The sequence below is a fragment of the Desulfovibrio sp. ZJ200 genome (assembly GCF_011039095.1).
Lineage (GTDB): Bacteria > Desulfobacterota > Desulfovibrionia > Desulfovibrionales > Desulfovibrionaceae > Desulfovibrio.
On record NZ_JAAKEH010000001.1, the window covers coordinates 32,896 to 47,172 of the forward strand.

At 62.1% G+C, this 14,277-nt stretch carries 9 protein-coding genes; 7 read left to right on the forward strand and 2 right to left on the reverse strand.

Annotation, left to right across the window (positions count from 1 at the left end; translation table 11 throughout):
* Window positions 1-86: 86 nt before the first annotated feature.
* Together G7Y52_RS00135 and G7Y52_RS00140 are read right to left on the reverse strand one after the other, a co-directional pair.
* Window positions 87-638, reverse strand: a complete 552-nt coding sequence (locus tag G7Y52_RS00135; protein WP_241159534.1) for a DUF1850 domain-containing protein — start codon at window positions 636-638, stop codon at window positions 87-89.
* 124 nt (window positions 639-762) lie between these two features.
* Complete coding sequence (locus tag G7Y52_RS00140; RefSeq protein ID WP_165064247.1) at window positions 763-1,713, reverse strand: TAXI family TRAP transporter solute-binding subunit; 951 nt, start codon at window positions 1,711-1,713, stop codon at window positions 763-765.
* Window positions 1,714-2,022: 309 nt separating this feature from the next.
* On the opposite strand from G7Y52_RS00140, the gene G7Y52_RS00145 reads away from it, so the two are divergent.
* The 7 genes from G7Y52_RS00145 to G7Y52_RS00175 all read left to right on the forward strand — a co-directional run bounded on the left by G7Y52_RS00145 (window position 2,023) and on the right by G7Y52_RS00175 (window position 14,265).
* Window positions 2,023-2,847, forward strand: coding sequence for a glycine zipper domain-containing protein (locus tag G7Y52_RS00145; RefSeq protein ID WP_165064250.1), 825 nt, complete (start codon window positions 2,023-2,025; stop codon window positions 2,845-2,847).
* A 91-nt stretch (window positions 2,848-2,938) separates the two neighbouring features.
* Window positions 2,939-4,024, forward strand: coding sequence for a serine protease (locus G7Y52_RS00150; protein ID WP_165064253.1), 1,086 nt, complete (start codon window positions 2,939-2,941; stop codon window positions 4,022-4,024).
* Window positions 4,021-5,388, forward strand: coding sequence for an SrfA family protein (locus tag G7Y52_RS00155; protein ID WP_165064256.1), 1,368 nt, complete (start codon window positions 4,021-4,023; stop codon window positions 5,386-5,388). The genes G7Y52_RS00150 and G7Y52_RS00155 overlap by 4 nt, the downstream gene beginning before the upstream one ends.
* Before the next feature lie 2 nt (window positions 5,389-5,390).
* Window positions 5,391-8,555 (forward strand): virulence factor SrfB, encoded by a 3,165-nt coding sequence (locus G7Y52_RS00160; protein ID WP_165064259.1) that lies wholly within the window; start codon window positions 5,391-5,393, stop codon window positions 8,553-8,555.
* Window positions 8,556-8,567: 12 nt separating this feature from the next.
* On the forward strand, window positions 8,568-11,198 hold the full coding sequence (locus G7Y52_RS00165) for a virulence factor SrfC family protein (protein WP_165064261.1): 2,631 nt from the start codon (window positions 8,568-8,570) through the stop codon (window positions 11,196-11,198).
* Window positions 11,199-11,201: 3 nt separating this feature from the next.
* Window positions 11,202-12,239, forward strand: coding sequence for a sel1 repeat family protein (locus G7Y52_RS00170; protein WP_165064263.1), 1,038 nt, complete (start codon window positions 11,202-11,204; stop codon window positions 12,237-12,239).
* A gap of 34 nt (window positions 12,240-12,273) precedes the next feature.
* Entirely contained in the window at window positions 12,274-14,265 is a 1,992-nt protein-coding gene (locus tag G7Y52_RS00175) for a vWA domain-containing protein (protein ID WP_165064266.1), read from the forward strand.
* Window positions 14,266-14,277 lie beyond the last annotated feature (12 nt).

Here is a 14,277-nt window from a genome sequence, read left to right on the forward strand (position 1 = left end):
CCTGAAATTCAAAACGAATTTTTTAGAGAATCAACGAAAAGGTAAATGTCTCGTGCAGCCGCGAAAATTTCTTGCGCAAGCCATTCTCAGCGTTGCGCCGCCTTTGCGGCCCGTGTCCGGCCGCGCGCGGCAACGGCAAAGGTGATCGCGCTTCCCGGCGCAGCCAGCTCGGCCAAAGGGATTTGGCGCGTCAGGCCCTCGCAGCCTGCGGCCGCCTGGGGCAGCAAGAGCACATGCTGCGCCACCCGCCCCACGCGCACGTCAAAAGAGGGCAAGGCCATATGGTAGCCCTTGATGACAATGTGCCCGTCAGCTGTGGTCATGGTCTGTCCCGGTTGGGGAGTATGCGGCAAGCCGGCCCCAAAATCCTGATATATGGTCTTTTCCAGAAAAATGACGTTGTTGACGACCTGGAACCAGTCTTCCACAGGGCTCCTGGCCACGGAGTGGATGTAGCGGATGCCGAAAACAAAGCCCTCCGGCGCCGGGAAAGAAAAAAGCACGGCGCCGCGCGCGTCTTTCAGCACCAAATCGCTGTCCCCCTCCTGGGCAAAGACCGGAGCTGACTGCCCCATGCACAGCAGCAGACAACAACAGCGCAGCAGTGCCGCTATATATTGATAATGATGTCCGCGCATGAAATATTCCGTGTCCGGGCGCATCAGGCGGCAAGCGGGCGATCCGGCAGGCCACGCAGCAGCCCGGCGCAGGTCTGACGCCGCAAAAAGGGGCGAAGACCGCAAGCCCCCGCCCCGTCCGCTGCTAGTTCAACACGCCCTTTTCCTTGAGATACCTGGCCGCGCCGGGGTGGAAAGGAATGGTTACGCCGTCAGCCGCGTGCTCAATGCTGATTTCAGCGGCCTTGTTGTGCGCCTTGGCCACATCCCCCAGATTTTCAAAAAGCGTCCTGGTCAGCGCATACGCCACATCGTCGGGCATGTTTTTGTTGGCCACCAGAATGGCCTGCACGGAAAGCGTGGGAACCGCCTTGCCCTGCCCCTTATAGGTGTTGGCCGGAATGGCGTCCTTCACCAGATACGGGAACTTGGCCACAATTTCATCAACCTTGGCTCCCTCCAGGGGCACAAAGACCACTTCCTGGGCTGTGGTGATGTCCTGGATGGCGGGATTCGGCGTGCCGATGGTAAAAACAAAACCGTCCAGTTGACGGTCCTTGAACTGATCCGCGGTTTCGCCGTACGGCAGGAAAATGGGGTTCAGGTTTTTATAATCCAGGCCGTAAAAACCGAAAAGCTGGCGACAGTTCACTTCATTGCCGCTGCCGCGAGCTCCCACGGAAACCTTTTTGCCCTTGAAATCCTCAATTTTGGTCACGCCGCTGTCCTTACTGGAGACCACATGCAGGTATTCGGGATACAGGCGGGCAATGGCGCGCACATTCTCAAGCTTCATGCGGAAGGGCGCCTTGCCGAAGTAGGCGGCGTCAGCCACGTCGTTTTGCACAATGGCGAAATCCACATCCCCGGCCTCCACAAGACGCATATTTTCGCCCGATGCGCCGGTTGCCTGCGCGGTTATGGACAAAGCGCCGTTGCTTTTGGAGCTCAGCACCTGGCCGATGGCCCCGCCCAGGGGATAATACACCCCGGAGGTGCCCCCTGTGGCCAACGTGAGGCGCCTGGCATCGGCAAAGGCCAGGCTGGAAGCCAAAATCAGAGCGCCTGCCAGAAGAAGGCTGAAAATTTTTCTCATCGTGGGGATACTCCTTGAGAACGAGGGTTAAAAAAAAACGCGCACCGAAAAAACGAAACCCGCGAAGACCCGGCACATCGGATTCCCGCTGCGTCACGGCCCGTGCAAGAAAAAAGATGGCCCAGCAATGAATTGAAAAATTTTTCTAGCACAGGCCCAGCGTAAAAGCAAACAATACGCGCCAGACATGACTTGCCGCCGCAGAGCCAACGGCGCAGAGGCGGATTGGCCCTTGCCGTTTCCCCCTGCTTTGCAGTAACATCCGATACTATACAGGTTTTTCGGAAATCAATTTCAGGAGTTCACGTCATGCAACAGCGTGCTTTTCTTCCGGGCCTGGCGTTGCTTTTGGCGGGCAGCCTGCTGCTTGCAGGCTGCGCAAGCCGCTACGGGCAGCAAAAAACCCGGGTCAATTATTATCCGCAGTGTTATCAGCCGGTGGCCCAATTGCGTCAGGATGAAAACAGCGCGGGCACGAGCACGACCGTGGGAGCCGTGGGCGGGGCCCTTCTGGGGGCGTTGATCGGCGGCCTGGCCACCGGCAAGGCCGAAGGCGCGCTGGCAGGCGCGGCCGTGGGCGGGGCCACCGGCGCTGTGGCCGGAAACGTCTACGGCAAATCTCAGGCCCGGGATCGTGACGCCGCCTACCTTCAAGCCTACTCCCGCCAGCTTGGCGCAGAGTCCGCCAGCATGAACCGCGCCACCGCGGCGGCGAAAATTGCGGCAAAATGTTATGACGAGCAATTCCAACTGGCCGCCAATCAGTTCAAAGCCGGCCAAATCACCCGTCTGGATTTTCAGAACCGCTATAATGAAATCCGTAGCGGCCTTGAGGAAACATCTTTTATTCTGAACAGCACGGCCACGACCATGGCCCAGAAAGACAGCGAGTATCAAAAGGTTCTGGCCGCGCAATACACGGCGGCCGAGCCGGCGTCCGGCGGCCGCAGCGGCTCCGCGGCAGGCAGCAAGGGCAGCAACCGCCCGGCGCGCAAGGCCGCCGCAGAGCAAAGCAATGTCACGGCCCAGGCTTCGCAGTGGAAAAACTCGCGTGAGGAGCTTGAAAGCACGCGCCAGGATATGAACGCGCGTATGAACAGCTACGAGGAAACCGTTGCTAATCTGCTGGGCTGAGCCCATTGCCGGCCCGCCGCTCTCAACGCGCGCCGGGATCATCAGTCGGCTTTTTCCATATTCAGACAGCCCGAAACAGCGGAGCTGAGGCATGACGGAAGGCGAAAAAAACACGAGCGACTCCGGCGCGGGGCCGACTCAGGCTGGCGCGGCTGCGGATGCAGCCGTTCCCTGGTATCGCCGCCCCTTTTTCTGGGGGATGCTCTTTTTTCTGTTGCTGTTTGTGCTGGCGGCCTGGCTTGTCTGGAAGCAATGGCAGGTCGCCGAACAATACCGCGCGAGCCTGGCCGCGCAAACCGCCGAAAGCCGAAAGCGCAATGACGCCCTGGAGGCTTTTTTACAAAAATTGCGTCTGCTTCTGCAAAAAGATCCATGTGTCATCCAGCGGGAACTGGGCAGCCTTGAAGCGCCGCCGGGCGTGGATCTGCGAGTTCTTCCGGCTGTTCCCCCGCTCGCGCCGTCCGACGGGCCTGATGCTTTGAGGCAACTTCCGGCCGCCCCCGCGCGCAAGCCGGAAAGCGTTGCCGAGCTGCTGGAGCAGGCCACTGTGCTGATACTGGCGCAACGGCCGGAAGGACTTTCCATGGGTTCGGGCTTTTTTGTGGCTCCCGGCTACATCGTCACCAACGGGCATGTGGTGGGCAACGCCACGGAAGCTCTGGTGATCAACAAAGCCACCCACAAGGCCCTTCGGGCTGCGGTGCTGCGCTCCACACAAAGCCGGGGCCGTGATTTCGCCGTACTCACCGTGGACGGAGCCCCGGCCATCACGCCGCTGAAGCTCGCCGGCGGCGTAAAACGCACCGAACGGGTCAGCGCCTGGGGCTTTCCCGGCGCAATCACCACGGATGACCCCAAGTTTGCGGCCCTGCTTCAAGGCAACGCCAAGGCCGTGCCGGAAGTGGTCTATACCGACGGCGCGGTCAGCGTGATTCTGCAACGCACGCCGCCCCTGATCGTGCACACGGCCACGGTTTCCCAGGGCAACAGCGGCGGCCCGCTGGTCAATGAGCGAGGCGAGGTGGTGGGCATCAACACCTTCATCAAGCTGGACGACGAATCCTATCGGCAATCCAGCCTGGCCATTGTGAGCGACAGCCTGGCCGATTATCTGCGTTCCGTGCAGGTGCCCTTCAGCCGGGCGGCCGCCAGGCCCGCCGGAGGAGAAAAGCCATGAGCGCGCGCATTGCCTCCAGCCTGCGCGGCCAGATGCGGGCCCTGGCCAGCCAGGGCATTTTCGCCACGGATTGTTACGGGCAACTGCGCGCTGTTCTGCTGCAAAAACTCGGCCCGGAGCATGCTGCCTTGCTGGCCGAACCGCAGCATGACGCGGAGGGGCGGCATGTGGACTGGTACGCCGAAGGCAACGGCCCGGCCCGGCCCGTCGCCGGGCTGCCCGAGGCCGACGCCCGGCTGTTGCGCGCCAAAGCCGCGGATTTGGCGCGGGACATCAAAGCTCTTTCCGACAATCTTACGGAGGAAGCTCAAAGCCGTCACGCGCTTTCCGGCCATTTGCTGCAACTGGCGCTCCAGCATCCGGCTGCCGAGGATCTCTGGGCAGTGGACGGCAAGCCCGTATTGATCAATTGGGGATTCGCGCCGGGCGCCGCAGGCGCGCAGCCTCAGGATCTTTCCCGACTGGGCGCGGCTTTGCCGCCCCCCCCGCCTCCCGAGCCGGCGCCCGTTTCCACGACGCGCGGCGGCTGCCTGCCCTGGCTTCTGCCTCTGTTCCTGCTGCTGCTTCTGCTCTGGCTTTTGCTGTCGGCCTTGGGCATTCTGCCTTCTCCGCTGCCCGCCTCCTGCTTCAAAACCGATACAGCGGCGCTGGAAGCCCAGAAAAACCGCGCCGCCAAACTGGACGACGAACTGGCCGGGCTTCTGCAACAATTGCGGGAACGCGCGGCGCTCTGCAAGCCTGTCACGCCCCCCGAGGCGGTTAAAGAGCCGCAAGCAAAGCCTGTGGAGCCGGAGATTGTAGAACCTTTTCTGGGCGAGACGCCGGTGCAGCCTGCAAAACCCGACACGCCGAAGGTGACGGAACAGCCTGAAAAAAAAGCGCCCGTGCCGGAAGCGCCCAAGCCCGAAAAACCCAAGCCCGAAAAACCCAAGCCCGAAAAACCCAAGCCCGAGAAACCCAAGCCCGAGAAACCCAAGCCCCGAAAAAACGAAGACTTGACCATTCCCAGGGACGCGGCCAAGAAAAAAGACCTGGCCTTTTTGGAAGGCTGCTGGACCAGCGAAACAGGGCTCTACTCGCATCCTTCCAACGAACCGATCATTGCCGAATACTGCTTTGACAAGAACGGCAAGGGCCGACGTTTTGTGCGCGAACGCAACGGCCAGATGTGCAGCGGTTCCGCGGTCGCGCGCTTTTCGGGCAACCGCCTGCTCTTTGACGCCAATCCCGCCCGTTGCCCGCGCGGCGGCACCTATGTGCCGCAAAAGGTGGAGTGCACGGGCAGCGAAAACAGCACCCAATGCAAGGGCAGGGAACTGGGCGGGGCGCGCCACAAATGGGATGCCCGCTTCAGAAGGAAGTAACTATGGATGCCATTCCCCGTTATCTCTCGCCGGTCAGCATCATCCCCGGGGGCTGCCCGCAATTTCTGGATTTCGCCTTGCCGGAAGACGAGCTCAAGCGCATCCGCCGCTATTTCCGCGAGGAAAAAAAGCAGGAAGGCGACGCCCAGGGCCGCTATACCCACTACCTGCGTTGCCTGGTAGAGACGGAAAACGGCTTTGTGGACCAACTCACGGGCCAGGCCTGCGACTATGATTATGAGATGGACGCCCGCCGCGAACTGGCTGTATGGGAAGGCCAATGGTTGCCCGTGCCCTTTTTGCGCACTCTGGATCAACTGTGGCCCGACGGAGGACGTCGTTTTGAATGCGGCCCTTCCAACTGGGCGCGGGCGCAGGTCATGCGCTCCGCAAAAACTCCGGGCCAACTGCGCGTGGTGCTGGCTTTCGACACCAACCTTGAAGAGCGGCCGCCCGAGGGCGAGGAATACTTCGCGCTTTCCCCGCAGGATGTGGCGGCCCACGGGCACTTTATGCTCGCCCCCCTGGTGCGCGACAACTCCTGGTTTCTCAATGGGGCATGGGTTGACGAGTGGCTGTCCGGCATATACGGCGCCTCGCGACAGAATGCGCACCACGGCCGCGGCGCCTGGCAGGAGGAAACGCCCTATGTGCTGCAACATCTGGCCAGCTATCTGACCTGGCTGGAGATCGTGCGCCTGGCGCTGAATAATCTCGCCGCCCAGGTCATTAATCCCGAACGGGACACGCCGGTGGACGTGGATTTGATCCTGGACATCGGCAATTCCCGCACCACCGGCATTTTGGTGGAAACCCTGCCCCAGCGGATCACCAATCTCAACGACAGTTATCTGCTGGAATTGCGGGATTTGAGCCAACCGGACCGGATTTACGCCGATCCCTTTGAAACCCGCGTGGAATTTGTGGACGCCGTTTTCGGCAATGACGCCCTTTCCCGTCGTTCCGGCCGTCAGACCCCGGCCTTTGCCTGGCCCTCGGCCGTGCGCATCGGGCCGGAGGCAGCGCGTCTGGCCACCCAGGCCGTCTGCGCCGAAGGCACTACCGGCATGTCCAGCCCCAAGCGCTATCTCTGGGACGAACGCCCCTGGCAACAAAGCTGGCGCTACAATACCGGCGGCAACACCGAGCCCATGGTCAGCCGGGGCTTGTTCCCCCGCCGGCTCAATCCCCAGGGCACGCCCCTGGCCTGTTTTGACGATCCTCTGTTCAAAAAAAGCCCGGCGCTTCAGAAGCAGGAGCCTGAACCCATTTTTGAATCGCTCTTCACCCGCTCGTCCCTGATGCTGTTCATGATGGGCGAGATCCTCACGCAGGCTCTGGTGACCATCAATTCTCCGGCCACCCGTGCCCGCCGTGAGCTGCCCAACCTGCCGCGGCGCTTGCGGCGGCTGATCTTCACCGTGCCCACGGCCATGCCCGTGGCTGAAAAACGTATTTTCCGACGCTGGGTGCTCTGGGCCGTGCGCGTGGTCTGGGACGCCCTGGGCTGGAGCCAATGGTACCTGCCGGGCAGCCAGCAGAGCAAGAGCCCGGGCGGCGACTATCGCCTGAGCCCGCAGGTGCGTTGCGACTGGGACGAGGCCAGTTGCTCGCAACTGGTGCTGCTGTACAATGAAATGGCCGTCAAGCAGCACGGCGACGCGCATCACCTTTTCCGCCTGCTGGGCAGGCCGCGGCCGTCCTGCGGCAATCACCCCTGCGTGCGCGTGGCGTCCATTGATATCGGCGGCGGCACCACGGATCTTTCCATTACCACCTATGAACTGGCCAGCGGCGAGGGGGATACGGCGCGCATCGTGCCGCATACGGAATTCCGCGACGGTTTCAATATCGCCGGGGATGAAGTACTGCGTGAAGTTATCGCCGAGCATGTGATCCCGGCCATTGCCCAGGCCCTGACCAGTCAGGGGCTGGCGGAACCCCGCGCGTTGCTGGCCCAGCTTTTCGGGCGGGACTTTATCGGCATGTCCCAGGAGGAGCGCAATACGCGCGTGCGCCTGGTGCGCCAGATTGCCGTGCCCGTGGCCCTGGGTCTGCTGGCGGCCTGTGAAAGCGAGGAGGAGCCGGAACGCGCCTATACCTGCCGGCTGGCCGACTTTTTCGAGCCTGATCCGGTTGCCCTTTCCACTGCCGCAATCCTCAAGCCCCAGGCCGCTGATGTGCAAAATGCGCTGCCGCCTTCATCCGCAACTTCAGAGGCGTCAGGCGAGCCAAGCGTGCCTGTCCCGCCCAGGCAGGCGCCGCGACCGCAACCGGCTGTTCTGCGCGCCGTGGAAGCTCTGGTCCGCCGGGCTGCTCCATTTATCCAACACTTTAACATCCTGGATGTTCCCATCCAGGTTCGGCCCCAGGCCGTCAATGCCACCATCAGGACGACGCTGGGCCCCACATTGTCCGCCCTGTGCGAAATCGTGCATCTCTATGACAGCGATGTGCTTTTGCTCACCGGTCGCCCCAGCGCCTGGCAGGGCGTCATTGCGCCGGTGCTTGCCAAGCTGCCTGTGCCTCCGGATCGGATCATTCCCATGCGCCAATACCATGTGGGCAGCTGGTATCCCTTTGCCGATGCCCTGGGACGGATCACCGACCCCAAGACAACCGTGGTGGTCGGGGCCATCCTCTGCGCCCTGGCCGACGGCCATCTGGAGGGCTTTTCCTTTGATTCCGCGGCGTTGCGTCTGACGTCCACGGCCCGCTACATCGGCGAAATGGATATCAACAGCCAGCTCAAGCGGCCCAAAGTCTGGTTTCAGGTGGATGTGGAAAGCAATGAAGGCACGGAACAGAACCGCTCCGTTGCTTTCAGCGGCCCGCTTTTCATCGGTTACCGCCAACTGGACGCCGAGCGCTGGCCTACCACCCGCTACCACCTGCTCGCCTTCAGCAGCGAAGAGGCCCGCGCGCGGGCTGCCGGGCGTCTGCCCTATACGGTTGACGTGCGCCTGCGCGTGGAGGACGTCTGGGACGATGCGCCGCGCACGGAAGAGGAAAAGGATCGCCGCAGCGAGGGCGAATTCAGCATTGACGCCATTACCGACAACCAGGGGCGCGGCGTGGATCGCCGCGATCTGGAAATCCGTCTGCAAACCCTGAAACTGGATGAAGGGTACTGGCTGGATACCGGCATCGTGTCTGATGCCGGATAAACGAGGATAATCATGCAGCAGCAGGATCATGACCTTGCGCAACACTGCCGCGAGCTTGCGGACGCTTCCCGGCAGGCTGTGGACTGGCTTCGGGATAATTGCGGGCTTGTGGGCAGCGAATGCGCGGCACTGCAAAAGGACATGCGCCGCGCCGCCCGCTTTTTCAACAAATGCGAGCAGGCCGCCCGGCGCAAAATGTGCGTGGGCGTGTTCGGCCCCAGCCAGTCCGGCAAGTCCTACCTGATCTCGGCCCTGGCAAAAGACGCCAAAGGAGCGCTAACGGCGGATTTGGGCGGCAAGACTTACGACTTCCTCACCGAAATCAACCCGGAAGGCGGCAAGGAGTCCACCGGCCTTGTCACCCGCTTCACCACCACCCCGCCCGCAGGGCTTGCGGACGGCTTTCCCATTCGCCTGCGGCTGCTTTCCGAGACGGATGTGGCCCGCGTGCTGGCCAACACCTATTACGCGGACTGTGAACATAAGCAGGCGCCGCAGCCTGAAGCCCTGATCGCGGCTCTGGACGATCTGGCCGGCCGCGCCGCGGTTCCGCAAGCCGGCGCGGGCGTGGTGAGCGAAGATGATTTGGAGGATCTGCGCGAATACGTCAATAAAAATTTCAGTTCCCGGCCGCGCGTGCAGATGCTGCAAAAGGGCTATTGGCGTGCAGCCGCGGAGCTTGCGCCGCGGCTTGGCCTTGCGGATCGGGCCGCGCTGCTGGGCCTGATCTGGGACAATGTGCCGGAATTTCAAAGTCTCTACCTCAAGCTTTGCGGCGCATTGGAAAAACTGGGCAATCCCGCTGAAGCGGCCTGCCCCATTGAGGCATTGATCCCGCGTTCCGTGAGCATCATAGATGTGACGCTGCTGCGGGGTCTGGCAGACGAGACCCCCGCGACCCTGCCCATTCTCGGCGCCAACGGACGCCGCACAGAGCTGCCGCGCGCCGTGATCACCGCGCTCACGGCTGAAATCACCATCCCCATGCGGGAAAAACCGGACGACTTCTTTGATCACACGGATTTGCTCGACTTTCCCGGTTACCGCTCCCGCCTCAAGCTCAGCGATCTCAACAATGAGCTGCAACGCCCCGGCACCCTGGAAAATCTCTTTCTGCGCGGCAAGGTGGCCTATCTGTTCGAGCGCTACTGCGAGGAAAAAGAGCTGACCAGCATGCTGCTCTGCATCGGTCCCGGCAATCAGGAAGTGCAGGATCTGCCGCGCGCCGTGTATGAATGGATCTGCTCCACCCACGGCGAAAAGCCGGTTCACCGCGCGGGCAGGCCGCCTGCGCTTTTCTTTGTGCTGACCAAGATGGACATGGAATTTGAAAAGAAAAACGGCGCGCCGTCGGTGGAAAAACGCTGGGACATTCGCCTGCAGTCTTCCCTGCTTGACTTTTTCGGCAAACAGCACGACTGGCCCGAAAACTGGGACGGCAGCAAGCCGTTCGCCAATGTGTTTTTGCTGCGCAATCCCAATTTCCGCAGCGAAGCCATCTTCAGCTTTGACAAGGAAACGCATCAGGAAACAGGCGTCAGGCCGGAGCAGAAAGAGTACGTGGAGGAGGTGCGCCGCGCTTTTCTGCAATCAGCGCTGGTGCAACGCCATGTCTCCGAGCCTGAGCGCGTCTGGCAGGCGGCCATGCGGCTCAACGACGGCGGTGTGGCGCTGTTGCGCGAAAAATTGCGGCCGCTCTGCAATCCCGAGCTCAAGCGCCGCCAGATTACGGTCAGCCTTGCCGAAAAGCGCGAACAGGTTCTTGCCTGTCTGGGCGTTTTTTATAAAAGCGACGACAGCGAGGAACTGCGCCGGCAAAAAGAGCAGCTCTCGCGCACATTGGTGGCCCTCCTGGCCCGCGTGGCGGAAAAGCAGCTTTTCGGCGAATTTTTGCAACGCCTGCAGGTGCGGGACTTTGATCTCTACGAAATCTGCTTCAACGCCCGCCAGAGCCCTGCCCAGGAGGCCGCGGCCCTGCCCGCGGATGTGGTGGGCACGCGCGTTTCGGCGGATGATATTCTGGGCGACATTTTCGGCGACGCGCCCCCCCCGGCCCCTGCCCCGGCTGAAGCGACCGAAAGCAGCGCCAGGGACACGGCCGCTGTTTTCGCCGGACTGGCCCTGGAACATTGGATCAGCCGCCTGCGCGAACTGGCGGGCGACGCAGAGGCCCGCAGCCGTTACGGCCTGCCCGCCAGGGAACTTGATCAATTCTGCCACGAACTGATCGCCGCCGCAGGGCGCTGCCGGGTGCGCGAAAATCTGGAGTCCGAGTTGCGGCGCGGCGCGGCCTACAGCAATATGGCGCGCGAAAGGCTGGTCTGGAAGCAGGTCAGTCTGGCGGCCGACGCCATTAACGCTTTTGTGGACTGGCTGGGCTTTGACCCCCGCTTCAAGGATCAGGCGGCGCGCACCATTTTCTTCGGGGGCAGGAGCCTCAGCCTTTTTGCCCCGCCGCCGGCAATCTCCGGCGAGCCGCAGATCGCCGAAGAAGAGTCGCCCTACGATCGCCTCTGGTATACGGACTGGCTGCGCGCCCTGGCCTATGCGGTGATCGCCAACGTGAACTTTGACGGCGAGCAGACCGTCAATCCCGAACAAAACAACCGCCTGCGCCATATTCTGCAGATCATTAAGGAATAAGCCATGCGCGCCACACTTACAGCCGACCCCATGCGCGGTCCCGGATACGGCCTCATTGAAGTGCAGGGCGCCGGCCACATGCCGAATCCCGTTTTCGTGATTTACCGCTCGGACGGCAAAAGCCTTTCCGGCGGCGGCTGGCAGGAGAGCGAAAGCACGCTCAGGCCCGACGCCTGGGAGAACAAGGACGGCATCCTGCGTCTTGCCGTGGGCCCGGCTGTGGTCAACGAGATGGACAACCTGGAATCCTATCGGCTCAGCCTGCCCGGGCCCGGCCTTTGCCCGCTGGTGGTTCAAAACCTGGTTTATTCGCATATGGGCGGAGGCCAGGGCATCGGCGCGCGCGCTCCCCGGCCCGATCCCGCGCCCGTACAGCCGCAAGCCTCGCCCGGGCCCGGCCCGGAACCTGAGCCGGAGCCGAGCCCTGCTCCCGAACCGGTGGAAACCCCGCCCGCGCCGATGGAAGAGCCGCTGCAACTGCCCTCGCAAAGCAGCGCCAAAAAGCAGGGCAGAACCGGCCTGCTTGCCGGGCTGCTGCTTTTACTGCTGCTGGCGGCCGGGGCGCTCTGGTGGTTTGTGTGGCGCGCGCCTGATGCAACGCCCCTGCCCCCCGTGCCGCCGCAAACCTCCGAGGGTGCAGCGCGAAACACGCCTTCCGGCCCGTCCGCGCTGGCTCTGGCCCGCGAACAGTTGCGCGGCGAAGCGCGCCCCGAGGTCAGCCTTGCCCTGGCCAAGCCCCTGCGCAAGGCCGACGCCAGCGCCGAAGAAGGGGACGCGGCCTTTTTGCTGTTGGAAGACGCGGCCCAGAAAGGCAATGCCGAAGCCATGCTTCTGGTGGGGCAGTTTTATGATCCTGTCAGCGCCTTGCCGCGCGGCAGCATTCCCGTGGACATCAGCCAGGCCAGGCGCTGGTATGACATGGCTCTGGCCAAGGGGCAGGCCGAGGCGCGCGCGGCCCTGGACAAGCTGCGCGCCCATGTCCGGGCCGCGGCGGACAAAGGCGACGTTGAGGCCCGCAGCCTGCTGCAAACCTGGAAATGAGCCGCGGCCCTGCGCGTGGCTCAAGGAGATGATCATGACTTCCGGATTGCCGGTCCGTCCCTTTCTGCTGCTGCTTCTTGCCCTTTGCCTGAGCCAGGGCGCTGCATTGCCGCCCGTTGCGTCACATGCCGCGCCCTTGCTGCAGGAAGGAAAAACATCGCTTTTTCAGCGGGTGGTCAGCCATCCCGGCGCAAAGCTCCTGGCCGAGCCGAAAGCCGACGCCAAAACCGTGCGGGAAAATGTTGTGCCTTTCACGGCATTCTATGTCTTTGCGCGTAACGGGAACTGGCTGCAGGCGGGCCTTTCCGCCGTTGCACCCGAAGGCTGGCTGGAGGCGGGCCAGGCCACGGACTGGAACCAGTCTCTCACTCTGCTTTTTGCCCCGCGCGCAGGCCGTGAGCCGGTGCTTTTCTTCAAGACCGAGCAGGATTTGAGCGCGTTGTGCGCAGCCGAGGACATGGAAAAGCAATTGGACGCCCTGCTGGCCGCGGCCGCCCGGCTCTCGCCCGCCGATTCCGGCACGCCGCCCGCCGCAGCCGCCGACTTGCCGATTCTGGCCAGCGAACCCGCGGGAGCCCAAGGCGCGGTCTCGGAAAAACGCTTTTATCTGATGCCCATTCTGGACATGAAAGATCCTTTTGAAGGCGTCAAATTCCTGCGCGTGGCTTCCATTGACCCCGGCCAATACGGAAAAGGCGGCAAGGGCAGAAACGGGCCGCCCAAAACCGGCATTGCCCTGGTCATCGACACCTCCATTTCCATGAAGCCGTATATTGATCAAAGCCTGAATGTGGTGCGCCGGATTTACGACACAATTGAAAAAGACAAGCTGGCCGACAAGGTGGGCTTTGCGGTGGTGGCTTTTCGCAGCAGCACCAGGGCCACGCCCGGCCTGGAATATGTAGCAAAGGTCGTCAGCGATTTTGCCACGGCCAAAAATCGTAAAAGTCTGGAAGAAAAGCTGGCGCAGGCGCAGGAAGCCAAAATTTCCAGCCATGACTTCAATGAGGATTCTCTGGCCGGCGTCTATAAGGCCGTCCAGGATCTGAACTGGGAAGAGTATTCCTCGCGTCTGATTCTGGTCATCACGGACGCGGGCCCCCTGAAAAGCGGCGATCCGTATGCTTCTGTCGCCATGGGCGTCAATGAGCTCAATGATCTGGCCCGGCAAAAAGGCATCTGGATCACGGTGCTGCATATCAAAAGCCCGGGCGGCGTCAAGAATCATGGCTATGCCGAACAGAGCTACAGGGCTTTGGGCAGGCTTTCGGGCCAAAGATCCAATTATCAGGCCGTGTCCGCGCCCACTCCGGCCGAAGGCGCGCGCCAGTTCGCGGCTGTGGCCAAAACCCTGGCTGAAGGCATGGTGGCAATGGTCAAAAATACGGCCGAGGGCAAGGTCATGACCCGGCCCCGGGATGAAAAACCGCAGAACCTGACGCCCGAACAGGCGGCTGCCCGGCTGGCCGCCACCCTGGGATATGCCATGCAACTGGAATATTTAGGCCGGGCGCGCGAAAATCAGGCGCCGTCGGTGGTAAATTCCTGGATTGCGGACATGGATCTCAAACGGCTGGCGCGGCATGAGCAGAGCCCCAGCGTTGAAGTGGCTGTGCTGCTGACCAAGAATCAGCTCAATGACCTCAGCGCGCAGCTCAAGGCAATTATCGACAATGCGGAGCGGACCAAAAAAACGGATTCGCACGATTTTTTCCAGGGCATTCTCTCGGCTTCCACGCGCATGGCCCGGGATCCCAATCTGCCCACGCGCGGCAAAAGCCTTGCGGAATTGGGCGTACTGGCTGAATTTCTGGAAGGTCTGCCCTACAAGAGCGACATCATGCTTTTGCGCGAGGAAGACTGGTACCGCATGAGCATCGGCGAGCAGACGGCTTTTATCAATCGTCTGAAGTCGCGCCTGGCCCGCTATGAGGAATACGACAAGGATCGGGCCAACTGGGAGAGTTTCGGCCAGGCCAATGCCGGAGACTGGGTCTACCGCGTGCCTCTGAGCATGCTGCCCTGAGTGCGGGCTTTC